This window comes from Oceanobacillus polygoni (assembly GCF_008304605.1).
GTDB classification, from domain to species: Bacteria; Bacillota; Bacilli; order Bacillales; family Amphibacillaceae; genus Oceanobacillus; species Oceanobacillus polygoni.
This window is the reverse complement of record NZ_PIJY01000025.1, coordinates 49194-73854: the sequence shown is the minus strand read 5'-3', so window position 1 is coordinate 73854 and position 24661 is coordinate 49194. Positions and strand designations below refer to the sequence as shown.

Below are 24661 nucleotides of genomic sequence, written 5' to 3'. Positions count from 1 at the left end.
GGGGGTTTTTCCATGTGTTATACCATACTATTAGGGTCTAATGCTTTCTCGATTTCAGGAGTAAGTAGTCCTTGTTGCGCTAGTACATCTCGAATGGTTATATCTTTATCATCTGCTTCTTTGCCTATCTGTGCGGCGCGATCATATCCCATAATTGGGCTTATTGCAGTAACTAAAGATAAACTCTCCTCCATCCAATGCTTGCATATTACCTCGTTTGCTTGAATACCACTAATGCACTTTGTTACAAGGGTTTGAACAGCATTGGCAAGTAACTCAATGGATTCAAGAAGGGTGTGGGCAATTAATGGCATCATCACATTAATTTCTAATTGGCCAGCGATTCCCGCTGTAGCAATAGCTGCTTCATACCCAATGACTTGGCATGCGACCATATGTGTCATTTCTAATATTGCTGGATTCACTTTTCCTGGCATAATCGTTGATCCCGGTTGAACGGAAGGGAGTGTAATCTCGGCTAACCCAGTCCTTGGACCGGATGCTAATAAGCGTAAATCACTCGTTATTTTAATTAAATGAATCGACAACTCCTTTAATGTCATCATGGTACGTATCGGAGCACCCATATTCTGCATGAATTCAAACATATTCGCAGGTTCGCGAAAAGCCAAGTTGGTGCGATTCGAAACTTCTTTTATTACTTTTGGAATATAGTTTGGATGTAAATCCATCTTTGTTCCGATCGCATTGCCGCCTAAACCAATTTCGTATAAACTGTCTGCTGCTTTTTCGATTTGATTAAGGGCGGCTTGAATGGTTTCGGCATAACCGGAGAATTCCTGCCCCATGCGAATAGGGATGGCATCATGTAGATGTGTTCGTCCAGATTTCATGATTGGCATAAATTCAACGGATTTTCGTTGTAACTCCTGTTGTAGTTGCGAAATGGCAGGGAGCAGCCGTTTATTCATATTTTCAATGGCTGCGATATGGAGCGCGGTATGAAAGGTGTCATTCGTCGATTGTGCCATGTTGACATGATCATTTGGATGTACCCGATGGGATTCTAGTGTTCCATCTAATAGCTCCGATGCACGGTGGGCAATAATTTCATTGGCATTCATATTTTGTGATGTGCCGGCCCCAGCTTGATACACATCCACAACAAAATGACTGTCCCATTTACCTTGGATTACTTCCTCAGCTGCTTCAATAATCGCTTCACCAATTGATTTTGTTAGCAAACCTAATTCCATATTTGTTTTTGCTGCTGAAGCTTTTATAATTCCTTGTGCCCGAATAAAAGATCTAGGAAGTCGCATTCCACTAATTTGAAAATTTTCCTTGGCTCGCTGTGTCTGTGCTCCGTAATATGCTGTAGAAGGTACTAATATTTCACCTAAACTATCTCTTTCCATACGATATTGCTCGGAAGCTGTCATATTATCTCTCCTTTTTGCCTCAAGTAATTAGTAGTAGTATTTCCATTTTTGTATTGCGCACTCTACGAATTTTTTGAGTGGAAATCCTAGTTAGAGCGTTTAATTACTAGTATGAGCAGCTTGGATATGACAAAAGTTATGAAGAATACAATTGCAATACCACTTTTTCCAGTAGCGTGTAAGGATAGTGCTGCCAAGGCGAATAAAATAAATTGAAGCAGTAATTGTAGAGAGAATGGGATTGTTATGGCAGCTTTTGGAGACAGAAACATTCCCCAGAAAATAGCGACAAACAGTGGAGTGCCAATCCCAAACAGAATCTTCATAAACGGCCCTTTTGATTGTTGGAAACCCCAATTGGAAAAGGCAATAAGCGCAACTAATTCCAATAAAAATAGAATGGCATATAAAGCATATTGAAAAATGAACATCGCAGTAGCTCCTTGTATTTAATGAAGTAGGAAGGACTTCTAAGAAGAGGATTTTGTCAAATTAATTGGGAAATAGTTATCTAATACTCATCTTTAGCTTTTGTTCCATTTTGTTCATGTAAGCTTCCAGTTGAGCGGCAGGATGAAATACAGAATCACCATGGCATACTTCTAACCGTTCTGGTTGTAATTGCTCTAGAATCGTACTGCTTTTTACTGCTACCTGCATGTCACCAGTAAAAAGAGCCATTGGCTGCTGGATTTTTCCGCGCTTTGATGTGAACAGATCGCCAGCTAATAATACATTATCTGCTTCGTGATAATAGACGACATGACCAGGTGAATGTCCTGGTGTTAGATACGGTTGCAATCCAGAAAACTGGATGGGTACTTCATGTTTATCGGTCGGAAGAGGCTGAACCATATTTTTTTCTACATTCATTTCAAACTTTTTTCTTCTTGGATAGCGCTTATCCCCCTCCATATAAGGGATTTCCATTTTGTGTGCGAAAACTGGAACTTGCGTTTCTGATTGGATTTTTTTTAGTGCGCCAACATGATCCGAATGTCCGTGTGTTAAGAGAATGTGCTTTAATGGGCCTGCCTCTAATTGCTTGATAGATGTTAAGATACCTTTGGCCATCTTAGGAATTCCGGCATCTACGAGCGTCACACCTTCCTTATCGATAACTACCCATACATGAATCGGGATAAGCATCCATTCTTTGATGCTCCAAATATGTTCAGAAACCTGTTTCATTTTCATTTTTGTTCACTCCTTACTATTTGTTTAAAACCAGAGAGAAGCACTTCGACAGAGAGGTCAAAAGTTGGTGTTAAGCGTTCGATTAACACTTCCGTAGGCTCATGCTGATAGGAATAGGTACTTAAAATTCCATATAGGTTGTAAAAGTAAATGCGAGAAAAAGCTAATAATTGCTCATCACTTTTGATTTTAATGCATTCACCAAGTGTTTGTTGAATTAATGAAAAAAGTCGAATACGAATTTTGTTTATTTCGAGATTAGGATCAACTTCATCTACCCTTGAAGATTTTTCATTAATAAAAATCGTGTACATGTTTTTGTTTGTTAAGCAAAAGCGGATAAATAGATGACTTATTTCTTTCAGTTTTGCTTCAGCAGTTTTTGAAGCAGTATCTGTAATTTTTCGTATGCTATCGTACAGTTTTTCTAAGGATGGCATGGAAAGCTCGTGAAGCAATGCTTCTTTATCTTTAAAGTAAAGATATATCGTTGTATGTGAGCATTTTGCCTCTTTTGCGATTTCTCGAATTGATACTGCATCAAATCCTTTTTTTACAAAGAGCTTTTCAGCAGCAGTTAAAATTGTTTGTTTTGTTTCTTCCGCACGTTGTAAATGTTTATTCGTCAAATGAATCACTCCTTTATTAATTACTAACCACTGGTTATATAATAACCAGTGGTTAGTAATGTTGTCAAGAAAACTAAAATTCCCAATTCGAAATGCTCGTCTTTTATCGAAGCCCACAGCATATACATGAAGAGGGAGGTGAGGCGATGGCAAAACAATGGTTTTCTATTCTTTTAGTAGCTGCAACATATATTGGAACGGTTGTTGGTGCTGGATTTGCAACAGGCAAGGAAATTGTTACGTTTTTTAGTATGCACGGAGCGTTTGGGTCGGTAGGTATTGTCATAACGGGCTTTTTGTTTATTTTTATCGGGACGAAAATTATGATTATATCTGCCCGGATAGGAGCTTACTCGTATCAAGAATTAAATGTATATTTGTTCGGTTCAAAAGGTGGCAAATTCGTTAATTTATTTATGTTTATCGTTGTCATTTGCGTCACCTCCGTCATGCTCTCTGGGGCGGGGGCAGTTTTTCACGAACAGCTTGGTCTGCCTTTCCAATTTGGAATTATGATAACCATGATTCTTTGTTATATTGTTGTGTTAAAAGGGATGAAAGGTATTTTTGCAATTAATTCCTATATCGTTCCATTAATGATTTTATTTAGTTTGTTTGTATTTGTATCCATTTTTAATGGTAGAACAGAAGGTCTAATTGGACAAGTGATGGCAAGCATTCATTCAGAAGGTTGGGAATGGATCATATCACCACTAACCTACTCTTCCTTTAATTTAATGACAGCACTTGTTGTACTTGTACCACTAGGGAACGAGATTCGCGATGAGCGTATTTTAAAATGGGGCGGTTTCCTTGGTGGACTTGGTCTCTTTTTCATATTAATCATGAGTCATTTTTCATTGTCTGCTTTTCCAGCGACGTTTACCTATGATATACCAATGGCAGAAATCGTTAAACTGTTTGGCAGTATGATCCATGTTTTTTTCCTTCTCGTTATATTTGGAGAAATTTTTAATACAGTTGTTGGAAATGTCTTCGGGATCACACGGCAATTAAAAGCAGCATTCGGCCTGCGTTATCAGCATGCGGTTTTACTTATTCTATTTGTTATTTTCGTTATTAGTCAAGCAGGCTATGGAAAATTATTGACTGTTCTCTATCCGCTATTTGGCTATTTGGGATTGTTTATGCTCTTTTTATTGATCGTAAAGCGGATGCCGGAGAAGTGAGATTTAAAGTGATAATAGTTGCAAAAGCAGGGATGTTTCACATCGTGTGAAGTATCCCTGCTCCATGTCCGGATTTTTTATAAAACTTCTTACCCCATGGATTACTATAAATTTTGAAGCGTATCTAATAAATCCTTATAGGCTTTCTTGCCCAAATCATATTCAACTTTTTCTTGTAATTGTAACCAAATAGGTGTTGCTTCTTCAATTTTGATATGGCCAATGTCGGTAATTGATGATGTGCATTTTTATGAAGAAGCAAGACTTATCTGCCACTCAACTGCATAATTGTCATATCATCCATCGGTGGGTTATGGAGTCCTGCACGCACGTCACGATAATAGCGTTGTAATGGATTTTGTTTCGATAAGCTACGCGCGCCCACAATTCGCATTGCTAAGTCGACAATATGAATAGCTTTATTGACGACCGATAATTTAACTGCACCAAGTTCAGGCCCCATCGTTTGTCGGATCGCATCATCACTTTCATCCCAAATGCTAGCGACAGAATAGAGAAAATGCTTGGATTCTAATACTGCAAGCTCCATTTCACCTAGCTTTTGCTTTACATTAGGTAAATCAGCGATCGTTCCTGCAATGCTATTAGGAGAATAGGTTGAAGCAAACTGGATGGCATAATTTTGTGCGGCGCGTGCTATCCCAAGGTAACATGCGGGAATATGTAATAACCATCCAGCAGGCTTCTTCCGCTTTGCTTCAATTCGTTCAACAAGGTCCTCGGCATTTACATGAACATTTTCTAGAACAAGGTCATGGCTTCCACTCCCTCGCATCGAGATAGAATCCCACGTTTCATCAACACGTACCCCAGCTGTATCTCGTTTAATTAGAAAGTTCCCAACTTGGTCTTCGCCGTCAATGGAAGCACTAACGATAAAATAATCGAGAATGGGTGAGAGTGTGGTAAACGTTTTTCTTCCATTGACGACCCAGCGACTCGTCATTTTCTTTGCAAACGTTTCTGGCTTGCCGCCACGTGTTGGACTACCAGTTGCTGGCTCTGAAGCAGCATTATTTAATAATGCACCATGCTTCACGACATCGCGAGCAACGGATGCGAAACGTCCTTCGGACCAGCGCTCGTTTTCACCGAGATGCTTAACGATGCCCATATGCCAGCCGATCGAAAGGGCTGTTGAGCCGTCAGCCTGCGCAATGACTTCTTGGAGCTGCAGCATTTCTGTTAGTGTTATTTCCAATCCCCCGAATTGCTCAGGAACCGTTAAAGCGGGGTAGCCAATTGCTTTTAAGTCTTCAAAATTTTCATGAGGGAATGTCCCATTTTCATCATGTTGCTGTGCGCGGTCTTTGAAAGGCTCGACTGTCTTTTTTAATAGTTCCATTCGTTCTGTTGCGGTTTTTAATGTTGAAAGCTTCATTCGTGATCCTCCTGTAATAAAGCAGTTTTATCTATAATTCTTATAAAACAGATTGGTTTAATAAATCTATTATTTCATTCATTGATAAAAATTTCAATTATGTAAGGATAATGTTTACGGATAGAGGAAGTAAAATGAAGTTGTTAGTTAAGAAATTATCAATTATGGAGTATACTCTTAGTATCTCATTATAATGTCGTATTGTAATTGATAGGTAACAAATGGAGGTGTTAGGGTTGGATCCTTTAGAGGTTATGTTAAATTTGAAGCAGGTGATACCATATTATCAGCCGGTTATCAGTGCGGATACACAATTGATTGCAGGTTATGAAGTACTTCCTTTATTTCAAGAAGAAAATGGTAATCTAAAGCAGTTAGACTGGTTTTTTGATGACGGTTCAATCCCTGGAGATTTCCACCTTGAACTGAATAATGATGTTCAACAAAAGGCATTGCATACGTTTATGGAAAGTGATCAGTCAATGAATCTGATATTTTATTATAATGCTAGACTATTAATGAAGGATGATGGAGAGTCATTGCTAACTCTTTTACAATCTAGTGCTGAGAAAGGGCTGGATTTGCATAAAATTATCATCGAAATAAAGGAGGCTTCAATCACGGAGCAAAGCAATGATTTAAGAAAGCTCATCAAATATATGAAGACGCTGGGTATTCGGATTGCCATTGATGTTGAACAACGAAATGCTAGTTTAGAGCGTTTAGTTCAATTAGAACCTAACATTGTAAAAGTAGATGCTGGTTTTTTAGAGGATGATTTATTACCACAGTTATATGGGGATGTTCATCATTCGCTATCCATGCTTTCTCGTAAAATCGGTGCAGCACTCTTATTTAAAGGGATCACCACATACAATCAATTGAACTATGCATGGCGTCATGGTGGGCATTATTATCAGGGAAGTTATCTAAAACAGCCAGAAGCTAATTTTGTTGCAGCAGATTGTTCTCAAGAGAAGATTAAAGCAGATTTTCAACGTTTTGTTTTATTTGAACGTAAGAAAATGAAGGCTCAGCTGGAATTAACGAATTGGATTAATGAACAGTTTAAAGCAATGCTACCATCGGTAAAACCAGAATCTTCCTATGACGAGATCATCTTAAAAATTGGCGAGGCATGTACGAGCTTTGCTTTTCGTGTCTACATTTGTAATGAAGAAGGAATTCAACTGTCTTCGAATGCAGAGAAAAATACTGAAGGAGAGTGGGGGCTTCAGTATGAAGGGAAGAATAAAAACTGGAGCTGGCGACCATACTTTTTTGAGAATGTCATGCGAATGAACGTAGAGAAAAAAGGGCTCTTATCTGACTTATACACGGATATTGAAAGAGATGAACGGATTAGAACTTATTCTTTTCCGATTTCTGATATATTGTATGTGTTTTTAGATATTCCATATGCTTACCTATATGAACAAGAGGGCTTGCTATAATTAACCGATTAAAGGTTCGAGAATGAATTTTTAGACTTTGAGATAGAATCCATTTTGAAAAAGGCTAATCAAAATGGATTCTTTCAATTGGTACATTGGCCGCTTATCCTTATGGTGAAATGGAAACATTTAGTTATAACATCAGATAAGATTAATACATTCTAGCAAAATAAAAAAGCTGATAAAAAATCAGCCTTAAGTAGCATTATATGGGATTATCATGTGGTTTTTAGTGTTGCGTGATCTTTCCTCGGATTTCTCCATTCGGGTATGTTTTTGAATGGATGTTGACATATGCTTTTCCAGCATTCATAAGATCAACTAAGTCTGAGATCGATTTATCTTTGAGTGGTCCAGTTAGATCAGCTGATGTTAGGAACCCTTCTAAAATAGTTTCTTGTTCCCCGAGACTAGCACCTTCACTGGATAAAAAAGCGACAACAGGTCCATTAATATTTCTGCGTCCAACTTGAATATGTGCCTGTGTCATATTTTTAATATTATTGGCAGCAAGTCGATAGCGTATTTCATTGCCTTTTCTACTCACATGAAACAGTGTTGTACCATCAGCATATGTCCGAACTGGTGGCGATTCTTGTGAGCCTGTTAATTCTGCAATATAAAAATAGTCATTATACACCAAGATTACCCTCCCTTTACACGTTTTTATAAGCTTCATCCGTATTTGTGAAACGAAGGCATTTACTCAGGAAGCTTGCACTCCAACGTAGAAGGATTCTAAGAAAGCGAGTAACTTATTTCTTAGAATCCCTTCAACGAATGCCACGGTTTCTAATGTATTCTATTTCCTAGAAGCAAATTTGCTTGTACGACTATCCCTATGGAAGTAATTTAGCAGAATTTTGGCTAATACCTATTAACTTAGGTTGTTAATTAGTAGGCGTTTGAAAATGGTAACATTGCGGGCTTGTTAGAGGGGTGTGAAGAATCGTGAAGGAAATAAGTTAGCTTAGCTAGTGTATTTGAAATAAAATATGTGAATTATTTCACGATTCCAAAAGGGTGTGATATAATAGAGGTGAAACTACATAAAAGGAGCGATATAACATGACAAATATTATTTTTACCTCACCTAGTAAGTATATTCAGGGAAAGGATGCATTAAAAGGTATTGGTCAGCATGTTAAGTCAATTGGAAAAAAACCTTTAATCCTTTCAGATGAAACGGTTTGGAAGATTACAGGATCAACAATTGAAGAGAGCTTGAAAACAGAAGATGTAGATTTCCATTACGTAGAATTTAATGGCGAGGCTTCATTAAATGAAGTAGAAAGAATTGTAAACGATGGGACGAACGAAGCGGTTGATAGCGTCATCGGGGTTGGAGGAGGAAAAACACTAGATACAGCGAAAGCAGTTGCTGATGGTCTGGCAGTAAGTGTTGTGATTGTTCCTACAACAGCATCAACCGATGCACCAACTAGTGCGTTATCTGTTATTTATAGTGATGAAGGTGTATTTGAGTCCTATAAATTTTATGATAAAAATCCAGAGTTGGTACTCGTTGATACAAACGTAGTTGCAGGTGCTCCGCCACGATTATTTGCTTCTGGAATTGCAGATGCAATGGCAACATGGGTGGAGGCAAGAGCAACAATTAAAAGCAATGGTGATGCAATGGCAGGTGGCAAGACAAGTATTGCTGCACAAGCAATTGCCGAAGCCTGTGAGAAAACATTATTTGCTTATGGTGAGGCGGCTTATAAGGCAGTACAAAAAGGGCTGGTCACGAAACATGTAGAAGCTGTTGTCGAGGCGAATACATTGCTATCTGGTCTTGGGTTTGAAAGTGGTGGACTAGCTGCTGCGCATGCCATCCATAATGGTTTTACCGTACTCGAGGGTGATATTCACCATTTGACACATGGTGAAAAGGTAGCATATGGAACATTAACGCAGCTCATGTTAGAATTGCATCCACAAGATGAAATTCTAAAATATATTGAATTTTATCGCGCACTTGGATTACCGACAACATTAAAAGAAATGCATTTAGAAGAAGTATCCTATGAAGATTTACGAAGAGTGGGAGAAGCATCTACACAAGAGGGAGAAACAATGGGGAATCTTTCCCAGGATGTTACTGCAGATGATGTTGCTGCAGCAATCCTTGCGGTGGATCAACTGAGTAAAAAATAAATAAAATGAAATAGGAGAGTAAGGCTGGGAAACCAGCCTTACTCTCTATTACTTTCCTGCGGCTTTGGGTCTGTTTCACGTTGTGGTTCGATGTCTTGGTTCGGATCATTAATCTTTTGCTTTTGCTCTAGCGAGTCATCGCTTCGCTTTTCTTTGTCATGATTAGACATGTTATCACCTCGCTGACATACTAGGATGTATATCTACATATAACCAGTAACCGTTACGGTTCATTTTCAAACCGTATTTGACCGAAAGAATTTAGATTAGAATGCCAGCTTTTTTTAAGTCCCTACACGCTGCTTCGATTTTAACAAGTGAATCGGCCTCAAGGGTATGCAGGTGAACCCCATTTGTTAATGCGGATAAATACGAAGCCTCCGTAGCCTTTATTTTTTTAACAAATTGATCAGCTTCTTTACGGTTACTGACTCGAATAGAGGCTGTAATGTCTCCATATACAGCATGTTCAACGATGACGTCTTTGATTGTCACACCATGATCAACAATTAAGTATAGCTCTTCCTGTGTTTGGCTAGCATCATGCTTACATGCAATTACTTGTTGTTTTTTATTATCCGTTTGTTCGTTCAGATAAAGATATCCTTGGCTTGTGGCGATAATCGGTTCGTTTTTTGCTTTTAAAATAGAGACGTCCTGGACAATAACTTGTCGGGATACATTGGTAAGTTTGGCAAAATCACTGCCGCTAATTGGTTGAACCGATTCTTTTAGCTTTTGTATAATAAGCTGCTGTCTTTTTGCTGAAGGCATTTTTACTTGTTGCTCCACTTATAGCCCTCCTTGTACATCTCCATGTGACAGAAATGTTTATTCTAATATTAAACGAAAGAAATGTGTTTTTAGAAACTAGTACTTGATAATATATTAATTCTATGTAAATATAGATGTCAAGACAGGTGACTATAGACTCATCGGATAAACTGGATTAATTAATCTAACAGGATGGGGAGATTGCTTGTTTTTAAAAGAAGTAATCGTATTCTAATGTATTTAATGTGAAAATAATCACAAACAAAATGACAACCAGTGAAGGAGTAACGACTATGAATACAATCAAACTACGAAAAGCACTCGAATCATTTTTTATGGAAGACATTGGTGATCAGGATATCACAAGTGATTCCATTTTTCCTAAGGATCAATTGGGAAAAGGTGTGTTTATCGTTAAGGAATCCGGAGTTCTTTCTGGACTATCCATTATTAAGGAAGCCTATCATTTACTAGATTCCGAAGTGGAAGTTAAGCTGAATTTTAAAGATGGCGATATCGTGGAAGCCCAAACGGCGATTGCGGAAGTGTATGGCTCTGTCCGCTCCATACTTACTGGAGAGCGCGTAATTTTAAATCTATTGCAACGTATGAGCGGCATTGCGACGATGACGAACCGATGTGTAGAAACCTTGAATGACCCAGCAATCAGCATTTGTGATACGAGAAAAACAATGCCCGGGTTAAGAATGTTTGATAAATATGCAGTTACTTCTGGTGGAGGAAAGAACCATCGCAATGGTTTATATGATGGTGTGATGATTAAAGATAATCATATTTCGTATTGTGGGTCGATCACGAAAGCAGTTGAGAAAGCACGTGAAGCGGTCGGACATATGGTGAAGATTGAAGTGGAGACGGAAAGTAAATGTGAGGTACTGGAAGCGGTAGATGCTGGTGCAGATGTCATCATGTTCGATAATCGCAGTCCAGAGGAAGTAATTGGATTTGCTGAGCTTGTACCTGATCCGATCGTAACAGAAGCTTCAGGTGGAATTACGCTTGCTAATCTAGCAACCTATGCAAATACTGGGGTGCAATACATATCATTAGGTGCGTTAACACACTCTGTTAAGGCGTTGGACATTAGTTTGCAAGTGAATGAGGGAAGTAAGAAATAACGTGCAGACAACGGGAGGCCATACTATGAATAAAAGCATCGTTATCGCAATCATTCTAGGAATTATTTTTTTAACTGCATGTGAAAAGGGGAACGAACAGGTAGCGAAAGGTGCTGCATATTCGGAGACGTCACTACACACAACGATTGTTGGGGGAAGAGTTGGTGGTGCTTGGTCTGTTTTTACAGAAGGAATTGCTGAATCGATTCGCAGGGAACATGAAGGAGCTATCATTACCGTAGAACCAGGTGGTATCGTGGAAAACCCGCTAACTGTCGCAACAGGTGTTGTTCCGTATGGATTATCCTATGCGATGACATCCTATGCAGCATACAGTGGGGAAGAGCCATATGATCAGCCCTATGAAGATATTCGTGCTGTAAGTGTTGTGATTCCAGCAAACTACTACCAGTTTATCGTAGCTTCGGAAGTGCCTTATGATTCCTTTGAAGAGATGATTGAGTTGAAAGCTCCTATCCGTTTGGCTGTCGATCAAAAGGGAGCTGCTGGTGAAATTATTACGAGGAATATTTTACAAGCATATGGGATCACTTATGATGATATTGTTTCTTGGGGTGGATCAGTTGATTATTTATCTGGATCGAAAACATTTGAAATGATGGCCGATAATCGAGTTGATGCAAGTGGGGATGCGGTGTCGGCACCTTCGAGTGATATTATTGAAGCGTCTACATTGATGCGTCTAAAAATGCTTGAATTAAATGAACAGGTGATTGAGCGTGTATCCGAAAAGCTTGGCATGGATACTGGAACGATTAACGCTTCTGCATACTCCTTTTTAGAGGAAGACGTAGCAACCGTTAGTACACCGGCAATTCTCATTGCACATAAAGATGTTCCAGAGGAAGAAGTCTATCAGATGACTGAGGCAATCTATGAAAACTTTGATTATCTGAGAACGGTGCACAAGGAATTTAATAATCTATCAGAAGATAATATGATGAAAGTCGGTAATGTTCCACTGCATCCAGGTGCAGAAAGATTTTTCCGTGAGAAAGGTATGCTTCCTTAACATCTTCCATCACTATTAAATTCGGAGGTTTTACTCACATTTTTCTTAAAGAATAAATTACTAACTTTTGCTTTTTCTTGAAAGGAGTCTTTGCATTGTGAACATGAAAGCAATCTTAAACAGGTGGTTTGTGGAAGGGTACAAGCGTAATCTTTCAAGCCTCCCGATGAAAATTTTTATCATTTTTGCTTTTGGATTGTCTGTCTATCAAATTTGGTCTGTGATCTTTGGGAACCTTGATCCACTTAATCAAATGGCAATCCACTTAGCTTTTATTCTTGCTCTTACGTTTTTGCTTTACGGCTTTTCGAAAAAAGAAGCAGTTCAAAGTCACAAGCCTAGCTTTATAGACTATTCCTTTGTCATGTTGGCAATCAGTGCGGGTATCTATTTCACGTTCCATGCTGAGCGAATTGCAGTTCGAATACCCATTATGAATCCATTAACAGCATGGGATATTTTTTTCGGGCTTGTGTTTATCCTTTTAACGATTGAGGCAACGAGACGAACGATTGGTTTTCCAATAATTGTTCTCGTGTTTATTGGCTTTGCTTATACATTGTGGGGTCACCATTTCGATGGATTATTTGGCCATCGCGAAATGGCTGTGGTTGAGTTCATTGAAAAGCTCACGTACAGCTTCAATGGACTTTGGGGATCGCCAATTTCTGTCGCTGCCTCATTTGTATTTATGTTTATGCTGTTTGGTGCTTTTTTGCAAAAATCAGGTGCTGGGGAATTTTTCTTTCGGATTTCAACAGCAATTGCGGGGAGAACGCGAGGGGGCTCTGCGAAGGTAGCGGTTCTTGCTAGTGCTTTTTTCGGTTCCATCTCTGGTAGTCCAACGGCAAATGTTGTAACAACCGGTAACTTTACGATTCCGGTTAGTAAAAAGTCAGGATATACTCCAGCGGTTGCAGCGGCGGTGGAGGCGGCTGCCTCTACAGGTGGAAGTATTTTGCCTCCAATTATGGGATCATCGGCATTTTTAATGGCCGCAGTGACACAAATGTCGTATGGATCGATTGTAATTGCGGCATTGATTCCTGGTATTCTTTATTATGTTTCTTTATTTGCCATGGTTCATTTTGAGGCAATGCGCCTTGATTTACCACGTCCGGCAAAAGAAGATATTCCAAAGGTAAGTGAAGTTTTGAAAGAAGGCTGGTTTTATTTTATTCCATTAATTGTACTAGTCGTTCTCTTAGTACTAGGCTACAGCGCATCACGAACAGGCTTCTATGGACTCATTGCAGTAATTATCGTTAGCTGGTTCCGTAAAGAGACACGAATGGGCGTGCGAAAGATTTGCGGAGCGTTAGTGGATGGAGCAAGGTCTTCTGTTCCGGTTACGACAGCATGTGCCGCAGCAGGACTTATTATTGCTGGGATTATGACAACTGGGCTTGGTGGAAAGGTAACAAGTATTGTGCTTGGATTAACAGAAGGGATGCTGTTTCCGACATTAATTCTTGTCATGCTGATTTGTATCGTCTTAGGGATGGGAATGCCGGTTGCTGCTGCTTATATTCTAACTGCGATGCTTGCAGCACCTGCCTTAATTGAATTAGGAGTGTCTGCGATGGCTGCCCACCTATTTATAGTGTACTTTTCAATTTTCTCAGCGATCACACCACCTGTGGCTGTTGCAGCTTATGCAGCTGCAGGGATTGCCGATGCAAATCCGAATCGGGTAGGGCTAGAGGCTGTCAAATTAGGTATCGTCGGTTTTGTTGTCCCGTTCATGTTCGTCTTAGAGCCAGCCCTTTTAATGGACGGTAATTTGGTAGAAGTACTGCTTGCATTCTTAACTGCTGTTATCGGTGTCACCGCTCTCGCAGGGGGAGCGATTGGCTGGTTAAAAACAAGAACGACTGTTTTGGAGCGGATTCTATTAGTAATAAGCGGAGCACTATCCATGTATGCTAATCTATGGACGAGCACAATTGGTCTCGTTATTATTATTCTAGTCTATGCTCTACAAAATAGAAGAAAAGAAGAACTGTCTGTTAGAGCTACTGAACTTCGCTCGTAGTTTAGTTTTATGGAATGAGGTGTTTTCAAGGATTTTTAATGGCTTGATGACACCTTATTTTGCGTGTGATGAAGTATGGGAATTGCGCAACCCATTCTATTTTAACTGATTATCAACAGAGTGAAATAGTGCATTCCAGCCAGTCAATCGATCACCCGCCGCACAAGTTCGGGCAACGCAACTAAGCGATTGATCCCTAGACCACGAAAACTGATCATCCATCAGAAACCTCCGTTATCTCTCAAATCCCAATCATCTTACACACAAATCTTTACTTCTTATTCTGCATGCTATACAATTTATAGTAAAATCAAAATATAGAATTTAATCAATTTTTACATATTTTAGACTACCTAAGCAACGACTGTATGAAGATTTAGCTCTCCCAAAATACGTATGAAGGTGATTCTATGAACATTACCTATCTATTATTTTTTCTCTGTATTGTTGTTTGTACATTAATCATTACCTATTGGGCGGCGAGACAAAGTAAAACGACGAATCAGTTCTATATTGCTGCTGGTAGTTTAACAGGTACACAAAATGGGATGGCTATTGCAGGAGATTATATTAGTGCGGCTTCTTTTTTGGGTATCGTTGGTACGATTGCAATCAATGGTTTTGATGGATTTTTGTATGCGATTGGATTTTTAGTTTCCTATTTAATTGTTTTGTTCTTTATTGCAGAGCCAGTGCACCGATTAGGCAAATATTCACTAGGTGATGTTGTTTGCTCGCGTTTTCCCAGTTATAAAATGCGAGGAATGATGGCTGTCGGGGCACTCATCATTTCGGTTCTTTATATGATTCCACAATTAGTGGCTGCAGGATTGTTAATTCGTTTATTGCTAAATATTAATTATTCCACTTCTGTACTAATCATAGGGTTACTCATGACAGTTTATGTCGTATTTGGTGGGATGTTTGCTACATCATGGGTACAAATCGTCAAAACAGTATTACTTTTGTCCGGTACATTTCTACTTGCGCTTATAGTTTTATCTCGGTTTAATTGGAGTATTTCAAATCTTATTGAACAGGTTACAATCGGTTCTCCATTAGGTGATCAATTTTCGTTACCGGGCCATTTGTTTAACAACCCGATCGAAACGATTTCGCTACATCTCGCTTTAATACTTGGTACTGCTGGTTTGCCACATATTTTAATTCGATTATTTACTGTCCGAAATACGGTAGAAGTTCGTAAATCTCTCTTAACTGCGAGTTGGATCATTGGTGTATTTTATTTGATTGCGCTTGTTTTAGGTCTAGGTGCTGTAGCGCTGGTTGGGTTTGAGGAATTGATCATGCTTGATCCATCTGGAAATTTAGCTGCACCATTATTAGCGGAGAACTTAGGTGGCGACTTTCTAATGGCATTTATCGCTGCGATTGCATTTACAACAATTGTTGCGGTTGTAGCCGGTTTGGTCATTTCAGCTACGACTGCTTTCTCTCATGATATTTATTTCCATATTATTAAAAAAGGAAATACAACGGAGAAGAAACGCGTCCGTGCTGCACGCTGGACCGCCTTTTTTATCGGCCTACTATCAACATTATTTGCACTTGGTTTAAGGAATATGAATGTAACGTTTCTAGTTTCGTTAACATTTATTGTTGCAGCATCTAGTAATCTACCAGTACTATTATTAACCATCTATTGGAGGCGATTTAATCAAACTGGAGCAATTACTGGGATGGTCTGTGGTTTAACAACGTCCTTATTGTTACTGTTAATCGGACCACATGTGATGAATTTAGATGGAGGCTGGATTGCAAGAGAAGCCTTAATACCACTCTATAATCCAGGGATAATTGCCATACCAATTGGATTTTTAGGAGCATATCTTGGAGCGGTATTATCACCGAAAGGGCAAGAAAATGCAGTCCCATTTCATGCTTTCTATCTAAAATCACAAACTGGGATTGATGCAAGGAGAGATCGTCCGTGATGTATTTGACAATCGTTTTATTCGAACGTTTAGGTTTATTATTAGTTATTGCTTTTGTCCTGACACGAAGCCCTGGATTCAGGTCACTGCTTTATCGTGAATTTAGTTTCAAAATGGCAGTTATTCATGCGTGTGTATTTGGTTTGTTCGGAATTGCAGGAACACTAACCGGAGTCGTTATCGGAAGTGACTTTACGGTAGTCCAAGCGTTTGTTTGGGATGTAGGGAACGATCAAATGGTTGTTAGTTCTAGTTTAGTTGCCATTGTCATTGCAGGTCTATTAGGAGGACCAATCGTTGGTCTTGGTGCCGGGATTATTACTGGTTCGCATTTGTTTTACCTAGGAGGGATAGGTTTTCTAGCGAATAGCCTCGTGAATCCACTAACAGGATTATTGGCAGGATTTACGGCACGATTTTTTTCACAAGAACGCGTTATCTCACCAATAAAAGCGCTATTTATTGGGATTTTCCCTCCCATTTTATTGATGCATTTATTGCTTATTTTTGATTCGCAGGACAGGGAAATGGTTGCCATGATTAACACAATTGGCTTGCCGGTTGTATTATCGAATAGTATCGCTATTGCAATTTTTACAGCAATGATTGCCATAGTGATGCGGGAGCAGGAAAATGAAGCAGCATTTGCTACAAAACAAGCATTGACGATAGCAGAAGAAGCATTGCCTTTTTTAAAGGAGGATTCCTTTCAAAAAAAGGCAGAGGGGATTGCGGGTCTTCTCTATGCGCGTTTAAAATTAGCAGCGGTCACAGTTACAAATGAAAAGGAAGTGATGGCACATAAGGGGCTAGGGAGTGATCATCACAAAAACGGAAACCAGTTAACGACAAAACTATCACACCGGGCAATGGAAGCAAAGCAAACGCTTGTAGCCTATTCACAGGCGGAAATTCAATGTTCCAACAAAAATTGCCCATTAGAAGCTGTCATCATTATTCCAATATTAGAAGCGAGTAAAACAATTGGTTTGATAAAATTATATTTTCGCAAGGCACAGCATATCCGTCCGGTAGAGCTGATGCTGGCAGAGGGTCTCGGGCAATTAATTGGAAATCAATTAAAAACGATCAAAACGGAAAGGCTTGAATTACATACACGTGATGCAGAGTTAAGTAATTTACAAGCACAAATCAATCCACATTTTCTGTTTAATACACTGCATATGATTGCGGCATTATTTCGTAAAGACCCTGAAAAAGCAAGACATATAACCGTTCAATTAGCACACTTTATGCGATTCAATCTGAAGCTTGTATCCACACATCTCGTGCCATTGGAAAAGGAATCGGAACATGTAAAAGCATATATTGCGATTATCCAAACTCGATTTACGAGTCGATTACAAATTAATTTTACAGAACCAGAAGGCATTTCCCATCTGCTTATTCCGCCGTCATCGATCCAGCCACTTGTTGAAAATAGTGTCAGCCATGGACTAGAGCACGTGACAGAAGGGGGACGAATTGATGTAACGATGGAGAGAAAGGGTGATCGAATGAAAATATGTGTTCGAGATAATGGAAGAGGATTTTCTGAAGAAATTTTATCACGGGTTGGAAATGTTGTGTTGACAGAAAAGCAGCATGGTGGGACCGGTTTATATAATGTGAATCAGCGCTTAATTAATCTGCTTGGTGAGGAAGCACGATTACATGTACGGAATTTACCTGGGAGTGGTAGTGAAGTATATTTTACGATCCCCTATAAAGAAAGGTAGGTATTATATGAAAATCCACACGATGATTGCGGAAGATGAACAATTGGCACGTGAAGAATTAATATATTTATTAGAAAAAGAACAAGATGTAAAGCTGTTGCCAAGTGCGGAAACAGGGGAGCAGTTAGTTGAGCTGTACATTGAGCATGAACCAGATGTCATCTTTCTCGATGTACATATGCCAGGTATGCGTGGCGTAGATGCAGCGAAGAAAATAACGGAGCTTGTTTACATGAAAGCCCCATTATTTGTTTTTACAACTGCGTATGATGAATATGCAGTAGAAGCCTTTGACATAGAAGCGATTGATTATATGCTAAAGCCTTACGATACAGAACGGTTCCAAACAGCGATGAATCGTATCCGTAAGCGAATGCAGCAAGTAGAGAGCAATGGGAAGCGGTTATCAAACCAGCACATACAGCAGGCGACGAAATTACTGATTGATGATAATGATCGGACGGTTGTTCTGTCTCCAGATGCGATTTATTATGCTGTTCCATTTAAGCGGATGTTAGAAATACATACGGAGGATAAGGTCATTCATAGTAGGATGACGTTACAAGAACTGGAAAAGAAGCTTCAAGGCTATGCTTTTTTTAGGACTCATCGTAGTTACCTTGTTAATTTGAATCATGTCCAGGAGATTACACCATGGTTCAACGGAACGAGCAACGTCACGTTAAAAGATAAAAAACAGACGACAATCCCAGTTAGTCGGGCTGCAAGAAAACATCTTTTCGATTTGTTTGGAAATTAACCATTAATGGCAATATTAAAACAGTTCAATCGTCAATTTAAACCGTTGATGCAAATTTCCTTACTTGTATGTTATCTTCCTTTATAATCTCGGTAAGCGTTTACAATGGAGAACTGGAAAAATATAAAGGGAGGAAATGCGGAGTGACTGAGACATTTGCAGCCGTTAAAGAGAAAGTAAATATGCCTGATTATGACCAAGCATATCAGGAGTTTAATTGGAAAGATGTGGAGAATAACTTTTCCTGGCATGAAACTGGAAAAGTAAATATGGCCCATGAAGCAATAGACCGCCACGCAGATAGCTGGAGAAAGAATAAAGTTGCACTTTATTACAGTGATCAACAACGAGATGAAAAGTATACATTTCGGGATTTGAAATTACTATCCAATCAATTTGGGAATGTATTGCGCACAATCGGTATCGAAAAAGGTGAACGAGTCTTTTTATTCATGCCACGATCACCCGAGCTTTATATTAGTTTATTGGGGATTTTGAAAAATGGTTCGATTGCCGGTCCGTTATTTGAAGCATTTATGGAGCAAGCTGTTCGAGACCGTTTGGAAAATAGTGATGCTCAGGCGTTAATCACGACTAAAGAACTCTTGCCGCGTGTACCATATACGGAGCTTCCTCATTTGAATCAAATTATTTTAGTCGGTGAAGGAGAGTTACCAGAAAACACGGATGACATAACATTTTATAAGTACGAAGCAGAAATGAAAAAAGCTTCACGTGATTTAGAAATTGAATGGGTTGATCGTGAGGATGGCATGATTCTACACTATACCTCCGGTTCAACCGGGAAACCAAAAGGGATCTTACATGTTCATAATGCGATGATTCAACATTATCAAACCGCTAAATGGGTATTGGATTTGCAGGAAGAGGACATTTATTGGTGTACAGCTGATCCAGGGTGGGTAACTGGTACCTCGTATGGGATTTTTGGTCCATGGTTAAACGGTGCATCCAATCTTATCCGAGGTGGTCGTTTTAGTCCGGAAGATTGGTATTTAACGATTGAAAAATACGGTGTCACGGTGTGGCTAAGTGCGCCAACGGCATTTCGAAGGCTGATGGCTGTAGGTGATAATGTTTCAGAAGAATATGATTTAAGTTCATTGCGGCATATTTTAAGTGTTGGTGAACCGTTAAATGCAGAAGTCGTTCATTGGGGAATGAAAGTTTACAGGTTGAGGATTCATGATCATTGGTGGATGACAGAAACAGGTGGCATTATCATTGCCAATTATCGCTCCATGGAAATGAAGCCAGGTTCGATGGGTAAACCGTTTCCGGGTATTGAAGCAGCGATTTTGGATGATGCGGGAAACGAACTTCCGCCAGGGCAAATGGGTAAGCTCTGTGTAAAAGCTGGATGGCCATCGATGCTTCGTGCCGTTTGGAAAAATGAGGAACGCTTTAATCAATATTTTCCAGTAGACGGTTGGTTTGAATCAGGCGACTTGGCTTCAAAGGATGAAGATGGCTATTTCTGGTTTGGAGGCAGGGACGATGATGTTATCCAAACATCTGGTGAACGTGTGGGTCCATTTGAGGTGGAAAGTAAGCTTGTTGAACATCCTGCTGTTGCAGAAGCAGCAGTAATCGGAAAGCCGGATCCGGTACGTGGCGAAATCATTAAAGCATTTGTTGCTTTAAGGGATGGATATACAAAAACAGATGAATTGCAAGAAGAGCTTCGATTATTTGTTAAGCAAGGGCTTGCGGCACATGCTGCGCCAAGGGAAATAGAAATTCGTGACTTTTTACCGAAAACAAGAAGTGGGAAAATCATGCGCCGTGTATTAAAAGCATGGGATCTCGGTTTGCCAACAGGTGACCTTTCAACGATGGAAGAATAGAAGTTCGTAAACGATTTAGAAGGGATGGAGAGGTTTTCTAAGGCTTGGAACTTAGAAAACCTTTTATCTCAAAATCCGAGGAGGATGCATATGGGTGCAGAAAAAGAATATAAGCAAGAGCAGAGGGCTACAAAAGAGGTAGACTATGTTCAAGTAATTGAAAGTAAATCCTTTAAAAAGCTCATGCATGATCGAAGAAAATTCATTATACCCTTAACTATCTTTTTTCTAGTATTTTACTTCTTATTACCAATATTAACTTCATATACGACCTTTCTAAACACGCCAGCGATTGGAGATATCTCTTGGGTATGGCTATTCGCGTTAGCTCAATTTGTGATGACATGGGTTCTATGTACGGTTTACGTGAAAAAAGCAGCTTCCTTTGATAAGCAAGCGGATCAAATTATGAAGGAGATGGAGCAAGGGGGAGATAGTCGATGAGTTCAACTGTCATAACACTCTTTCTAGCCATTGTCGTACTAACTCTTGTAATCACTTTTTTTGCAGCCAGAAGAACGCAAACGGCAGGCGATTTTTATACTGCTGGTGGAGGACTCACAGGAACGCAAAATGGTCTAGCCATTGCAGGTGACTATTTATCAGCGGCATCTTTTCTGGGAATTGCAGGTGCCATTGCACTATTTGGATTTGATGGCTTTTTCTACAGTATCGGATTTTTAATTGCGTATTTAGTTGTGCTATTCCTTGTAGCCGAGCCATTGCGTAATCTTGGCAAATATACACTTGCTGATATGATTAATTCCCGTTTTGATGCCAAGAAGGTTCGGGGGGCAGCAGCACTAAATACTATTACAATTAGTACGTTCTACATGATTGCACAGCTTGTTGGTGCTGGCGCATTAATCCAATTATTGTTTGGCATTGATTATTGGCTTGCTGTACTTATTGTTGGTGTCATGATGACAATTTACGTATTATTTGGCGGGATGATTGCGACAAGTTGGGTACAAATTGTAAAGGCAGTTCTTCTTATGGCTGGGATGCTTATCATGACGTTCCTTGTCTTATTAAAATTTAATTTTAATATTGGGCAAATGTTTACGAATGTAAAGTCTGTTACAGCTCACGGTGAAGCATATTTAATGCCTGGTTTACAATATACAGAACCACTAGGCACACTTTCGCTTATGTTGGCGTTAGTTCTTGGGACAGCGGGCTTACCACATATTCTCATGCGTTTTTTTACCGTTCGAGATGCGAAAACAGCAAGAAGCTCTGTTGTTATCGCAACATGGGTGATTGGGATATTCTATGTACTTACATTATTTTTAGGTTTCGGCGCAGCAGCTTTTGTTGGGTATGAGGCAATTATTGCGGCAAACCCTGGTGGGAATATGGCTGCACCACTACTCGCACAAGCCATCGGCGGCGATTTATTGTTTGCCTTTATTTCAGCTGTTGCCTTCGCAACGATTTTAGCTGTAGTAGCAGGACTCGTATTATCTGGTGCATCCGCATTCGCCCATGATTTGTATGGTCAAATTATTAAAAAAGGGAAGGTGACGGAAAAAGAGCAAGTGCGTGCTGCGCGTTACGCATCTTTGGCCGTATCTGTTCTATCTATTGTCTTAGCATTATTTGCACAATATTTAAATGTAGCATTCCTTGTTTCTCTTGCCTTTTGTATTGCTGCAAGTGCCAACTTACCGGTTATTCTTTACACCGTATATTGGAAACGATTCAATACTGCGGGGGCAGTTACAGCAATGCTAACGGGATTATTATCCGCGTTAATCCTTGTATCGATTAGCCCAAGCGTCTTCTCGCCGGTTGAAGGTGCAGCATTATTTGTAGGAGAACCAATTTTCCCACTTACAAATCCAGCACTTGTATCGGTTCCTCTTGGGTTCCTAGGAGGGTATTTAGGAACAATACTGTCGAAGGAAACGGATATGAAACGTTATGCAGAAGTAAAGGTAAAAGCGAATACAGGATATAAGCGCAGTGGTGTTAGTCATTAGGAAGAAATAGAAAAAATGCTTGCAGCGAATAGCGTGCAAGCATTTTTCTTAATGGATAAATCTCACTTTTTCATTTGTTATTAAGCTTGCTCAGATTTAAATCTATAATATAATACAGTAAGTACTTATATGTTTTCTTTCTTATCGGGAATTAAAAGACTAAAGATAATTCCAAAGAAAGCTGCAATGAAGAATGTTGTAAAGCGTGATGTGACCATTTCCTCAAGTGGTGTACTTATCCAAATGATTGTTGAAATTAATCCAGACAAGATTGTAGCAATAACACCTGCACTTGAATAGCGCTTCCAGAAAAATGTCATTAGAATAGCAGGAGAAAGGGTACAGCCGACACCAGCCCATGCCCAGCTGACAATAAGATATACTAATGATTCTGAAACCAATGCAATGATCATACCGACAAGTCCAAAAAATGCTACGGAAAGACGAGATAGCCATACAAGTTGTCTATCTGAAATCTTCAGACCTAATGCTTTATGAATAATATCCTCTGTAACCGAGCTCGTAACTACTAATAACTGCGAATTGGCAGTTGTTATAATAGCAGCTAGCACTCCAGCTAGCAGTAGCCCAGCAAGCCATGGGGGCATTAACTGAAGCACCATAGTAGGTAAGAGCGTTTCAACATCGGCAAATGATCCTTGATCATACATTGCTATTGCAGCTAAACCAATTAAAAATGCGCCACCATATGCAAGGAATGTCCAGATAATAGCAACGATACTACCTTGATTCGCCTCTTTATTATTCTTCAAAGCCATAAAACGTACACTAAGTTGTGGTTGCCCACCTAGAAAACCGAAGAACCAGGAAAAATTATTGAAAAAAAGGACACCCAGCGAAAATCCAGTTAAACCACCAAACCACGAATTATATGAATCACCCGAAGTAGCTAATGATTGACTAATTGATAGGTCATTCGTATAAATGTAAACGAATGCTACAATAGGTAAGCCGACCAATGTAATTAGCATCATTACACTCTGTACCATGTCTGTCCATACAACTGAAATGAACCCACCAGCGAAAGCTGTTAAAATAATAATGGCTGTAGCTATCAGAATACCAATAGCTGAAGGGATTTCAAAAGTTGTAAATAACATTTTTCCCGCACCAGCCATTTGAGCACTGATATAAAACATTAAAAACCCAGCAATTAAAACACTTGTTAACCAGCGGATTATTTTTGCCTTTTCTCCGAAGCGAACAGCTAAATAATCTGGTAGAGTTATAACATTATACTTATCCGTTTCTGTCATAAATTTTTTAGCTAAAACTAACCAAGCAAAAATAATTCCGCATGCAATTCCTACAGCTACCCATATACCTGATAAACCAGTCATAAATACAAATCCGGTGTAACCTAACAGCAGCCAAGCAGATTCTCCTGTTGCACGCTCAGAAAAGGCCAAAGCCCAGCCAGGCAATTTTTTGCCGCCTAATAAATAATCCGCCTGTGTCTTCGTTTTTTTACTAAAATAGTAGCCTATCCAAACGATTACAATACAGTAAAGGATAAATTCAACTAAAATAATCGTATTCATAACAACCTCCATGTAGATTAAAGTCAATTTAACAGGAAAAAATTAAAAATCTGCACTATATTTATTGATCTATGTATCAACTCCTTCTGCAAGGCCATATTTGTGTAATCTAATCTATTATGTTGATTACATTGAAGGAGGGTTTTATCTGAAAAATAGATAAATTATATTATTCTATTTATACAAGAAAGAGAGGATAAAAAATACAGCATAATTGCACAAAAAATCTATGTTATTTCCAACGTTAAATTTGGAATGAATAAAATAAATGAACAACATGCTTATGAAGGTAGGGGCGAAGAATAATATCGCATTTAGAGAAACTGCCCAAAAATAATGAAAGCGATTACAAAAATCACTTTCATTAAAGGGAGAG

General features: G+C 39.2%; 21 protein-coding genes. 12 read left to right on the top strand and 9 right to left on the bottom strand.

Features of this window, described 5'->3' with window-relative positions; genetic code table 11:
• Nucleotides 1-17 precede the first annotated feature (17 nt).
• From F1560_RS11805 to F1560_RS11790, 4 genes are all read right to left on the bottom strand, one after another.
• Nucleotides 18-1403: a class II fumarate hydratase gene (locus F1560_RS11805; RefSeq protein ID WP_149474835.1), complete on the bottom strand. Its 1386-nt coding sequence runs from the start codon at nt 1401-1403 to the stop codon at nt 18-20.
• 86 nt (nt 1404-1489) lie between these two features.
• Nucleotides 1490-1834 (bottom strand): YrdB family protein, encoded by a 345-nt coding sequence (locus F1560_RS11800; RefSeq protein ID WP_149474834.1) that lies wholly within the window; start codon nt 1832-1834, stop codon nt 1490-1492.
• A gap of 76 nt (nt 1835-1910) precedes the next feature.
• The gene (locus F1560_RS11795) at nt 1911-2600 is read right to left on the bottom strand and encodes an MBL fold metallo-hydrolase (protein WP_149474833.1); all 690 of its coding nucleotides are present in this window, start codon (nt 2598-2600) and stop codon (nt 1911-1913) included.
• Entirely contained in the window at nt 2597-3229 is a 633-nt protein-coding gene (locus F1560_RS11790) for a TetR/AcrR family transcriptional regulator (protein WP_149474832.1), read from the bottom strand. The genes F1560_RS11795 and F1560_RS11790 overlap by 4 nt, the downstream gene beginning before the upstream one ends.
• A 146-nt stretch (nt 3230-3375) precedes the next feature.
• Between F1560_RS11790 and F1560_RS11785 the strand changes: the two genes are divergently transcribed.
• A complete protein-coding gene (locus F1560_RS11785; protein WP_149474831.1) occupies nt 3376-4419 on the top strand; it encodes a YkvI family membrane protein in 1044 nt (347 codons plus the stop codon).
• Between the two features lie 265 nt (nt 4420-4684).
• On the opposite strand, the gene F1560_RS11780 is transcribed toward F1560_RS11785, so the two are convergent.
• Nucleotides 4685-5821, bottom strand: a complete 1137-nt coding sequence (locus F1560_RS11780; RefSeq protein WP_149474830.1) for an acyl-CoA dehydrogenase family protein — start codon at nt 5819-5821, stop codon at nt 4685-4687.
• 236 nt (nt 5822-6057) lie between these two features.
• Between F1560_RS11780 and F1560_RS11775 the strand changes: the two genes are divergently transcribed.
• Nucleotides 6058-7275, top strand: a complete 1218-nt coding sequence (locus F1560_RS11775; protein WP_149474829.1) for an EAL domain-containing protein — start codon at nt 6058-6060, stop codon at nt 7273-7275.
• A gap of 229 nt (nt 7276-7504) precedes the next feature.
• On the opposite strand, the gene F1560_RS11770 is transcribed toward F1560_RS11775, so the two are convergent.
• On the bottom strand, nt 7505-7915 hold the full coding sequence (locus tag F1560_RS11770; RefSeq protein WP_187773713.1) for a CHRD domain-containing protein: 411 nt from the start codon (nt 7913-7915) through the stop codon (nt 7505-7507).
• Nucleotides 7916-8343: 428 nt separating this feature from the next.
• Here F1560_RS11770 and F1560_RS11765 point away from each other — a divergent pair, with 428 nt between their 5' ends.
• Nucleotides 8344-9435, top strand: coding sequence for a glycerol dehydrogenase (locus F1560_RS11765; RefSeq protein ID WP_149474827.1), 1092 nt, complete (start codon nt 8344-8346; stop codon nt 9433-9435).
• Nucleotides 9436-9473: 38 nt separating this feature from the next.
• On the opposite strand, the gene F1560_RS22580 is transcribed toward F1560_RS11765, so the two are convergent.
• Together F1560_RS22580 and F1560_RS11760 are read right to left on the bottom strand one after the other, a co-directional pair.
• Nucleotides 9474-9605, bottom strand: coding sequence for a hypothetical protein (locus tag F1560_RS22580; RefSeq protein WP_275955871.1), 132 nt, complete (start codon nt 9603-9605; stop codon nt 9474-9476).
• A gap of 91 nt (nt 9606-9696) precedes the next feature.
• Complete coding sequence (locus F1560_RS11760; protein ID WP_187773715.1) at nt 9697-10209, bottom strand: transcription repressor NadR; 513 nt, start codon at nt 10207-10209, stop codon at nt 9697-9699.
• A gap of 293 nt (nt 10210-10502) precedes the next feature.
• On the opposite strand from F1560_RS11760, the gene nadC reads away from it, so the two are divergent.
• The 9 genes from nadC to F1560_RS11715 all read left to right on the top strand — a co-directional run bounded on the left by nadC (nt 10503) and on the right by F1560_RS11715 (nt 22723).
• Nucleotides 10503-11348 carry a carboxylating nicotinate-nucleotide diphosphorylase gene (nadC, locus tag F1560_RS11755; protein WP_149474825.1) on the top strand — a complete coding sequence of 282 codons (846 nt, stop codon included), beginning with the start codon at nt 10503-10505 and terminating at the stop codon, nt 11346-11348.
• A 25-nt stretch (nt 11349-11373) separates the two neighbouring features.
• On the top strand, nt 11374-12381 hold the full coding sequence (locus tag F1560_RS11750; protein ID WP_187773712.1) for a TAXI family TRAP transporter solute-binding subunit: 1008 nt from the start codon (nt 11374-11376) through the stop codon (nt 12379-12381).
• Nucleotides 12382-12484: 103 nt separating this feature from the next.
• Nucleotides 12485-14416: a TRAP transporter permease gene (locus F1560_RS11745; RefSeq protein ID WP_245347833.1), complete on the top strand. Its 1932-nt coding sequence runs from the start codon at nt 12485-12487 to the stop codon at nt 14414-14416.
• 410 nt (nt 14417-14826) lie between these two features.
• Complete coding sequence (locus F1560_RS11740) at nt 14827-16371, top strand: solute symporter family protein (RefSeq protein ID WP_149474822.1); 1545 nt, start codon at nt 14827-14829, stop codon at nt 16369-16371.
• Nucleotides 16371-18110, top strand: coding sequence for a LytS/YhcK type 5TM receptor domain-containing protein (locus F1560_RS11735; RefSeq protein WP_245347834.1), 1740 nt, complete (start codon nt 16371-16373; stop codon nt 18108-18110). Before F1560_RS11740 ends, F1560_RS11735 begins: the two co-directional genes overlap by 1 nt.
• 7 nt (nt 18111-18117) lie before the next feature.
• A complete protein-coding gene (locus tag F1560_RS11730) occupies nt 18118-18870 on the top strand; it encodes a LytR/AlgR family response regulator transcription factor (protein ID WP_149474820.1) in 753 nt (250 codons plus the stop codon).
• A 182-nt stretch (nt 18871-19052) separates the two neighbouring features.
• A complete protein-coding gene (acsA, locus tag F1560_RS11725) occupies nt 19053-20738 on the top strand; it encodes an acetate--CoA ligase (protein WP_245347835.1) in 1686 nt (561 codons plus the stop codon).
• Between the two features lie 84 nt (nt 20739-20822).
• Complete coding sequence (locus tag F1560_RS11720) at nt 20823-21182, top strand: DUF485 domain-containing protein (RefSeq protein ID WP_420874454.1); 360 nt, start codon at nt 20823-20825, stop codon at nt 21180-21182.
• Nucleotides 21179-22723 (top strand): solute symporter family protein, encoded by a 1545-nt coding sequence (locus F1560_RS11715; protein WP_149474817.1) that lies wholly within the window; start codon nt 21179-21181, stop codon nt 22721-22723. The genes F1560_RS11720 and F1560_RS11715 overlap by 4 nt, the downstream gene beginning before the upstream one ends.
• 125 nt (nt 22724-22848) lie before the next feature.
• On the opposite strand, the gene F1560_RS11710 is transcribed toward F1560_RS11715, so the two are convergent.
• Nucleotides 22849-24285 (bottom strand): sodium/proline symporter, encoded by a 1437-nt coding sequence (locus F1560_RS11710; RefSeq protein ID WP_149474816.1) that lies wholly within the window; start codon nt 24283-24285, stop codon nt 22849-22851.
• Between the last annotated feature and the right edge of the window lie 376 nt (nt 24286-24661).

What these genes read in the sequence shown, in the direction of transcription:
- F1560_RS11805 (WP_149474835.1), bottom strand. Translation starts at nt 1,403, where the DNA reads ATGACAGCTTCCGAGCAATATCGTATGGAAAGAGATAGTTTAGGTGAA.
- F1560_RS11800 (WP_149474834.1), bottom strand. Translation starts at nt 1,834, where the DNA reads ATGTTCATTTTTCAATATGCTTTATATGCCATTCTATTTTTATTGGAA.
- F1560_RS11795 (WP_149474833.1), bottom strand. Translation starts at nt 2,600, where the DNA reads ATGAAAATGAAACAGGTTTCTGAACATATTTGGAGCATCAAAGAATGG.
- F1560_RS11785 (WP_149474831.1), top strand. Translation starts at nt 3,376, where the DNA reads ATGGCAAAACAATGGTTTTCTATTCTTTTAGTAGCTGCAACATATATT.
- F1560_RS11780 (WP_149474830.1), bottom strand. Translation starts at nt 5,821, where the DNA reads ATGAAGCTTTCAACATTAAAAACCGCAACAGAACGAATGGAACTATTA.
- F1560_RS11765 (WP_149474827.1), top strand. Translation starts at nt 8,344, where the DNA reads ATGACAAATATTATTTTTACCTCACCTAGTAAGTATATTCAGGGAAAG.
- F1560_RS22580 (WP_275955871.1), bottom strand. Translation starts at nt 9,605, where the DNA reads ATGTCTAATCATGACAAAGAAAAGCGAAGCGATGACTCGCTAGAGCAA.
- F1560_RS11760 (WP_187773715.1), bottom strand. Translation starts at nt 10,209, where the DNA reads ATGCCTTCAGCAAAAAGACAGCAGCTTATTATACAAAAGCTAAAAGAA.
- nadC (WP_149474825.1), top strand. Translation starts at nt 10,503, where the DNA reads ATGAATACAATCAAACTACGAAAAGCACTCGAATCATTTTTTATGGAA.
- F1560_RS11750 (WP_187773712.1), top strand. Translation starts at nt 11,374, where the DNA reads ATGAATAAAAGCATCGTTATCGCAATCATTCTAGGAATTATTTTTTTA.
- F1560_RS11745 (WP_245347833.1), top strand. Translation starts at nt 12,485, where the DNA reads ATGAAAGCAATCTTAAACAGGTGGTTTGTGGAAGGGTACAAGCGTAAT.
- F1560_RS11740 (WP_149474822.1), top strand. Translation starts at nt 14,827, where the DNA reads ATGAACATTACCTATCTATTATTTTTTCTCTGTATTGTTGTTTGTACA.
- F1560_RS11735 (WP_245347834.1), top strand. Translation starts at nt 16,371, where the DNA reads ATGTATTTGACAATCGTTTTATTCGAACGTTTAGGTTTATTATTAGTT.
- F1560_RS11730 (WP_149474820.1), top strand. Translation starts at nt 18,118, where the DNA reads ATGAAAATCCACACGATGATTGCGGAAGATGAACAATTGGCACGTGAA.
- acsA (WP_245347835.1), top strand. Translation starts at nt 19,053, where the DNA reads ATGCCTGATTATGACCAAGCATATCAGGAGTTTAATTGGAAAGATGTG.
- F1560_RS11720 (WP_420874454.1), top strand. Translation starts at nt 20,823, where the DNA reads ATGCATATGGGTGCAGAAAAAGAATATAAGCAAGAGCAGAGGGCTACA.
- F1560_RS11715 (WP_149474817.1), top strand. Translation starts at nt 21,179, where the DNA reads ATGAGTTCAACTGTCATAACACTCTTTCTAGCCATTGTCGTACTAACT.
- F1560_RS11710 (WP_149474816.1), bottom strand. Translation starts at nt 24,285, where the DNA reads ATGAATACGATTATTTTAGTTGAATTTATCCTTTACTGTATTGTAATC.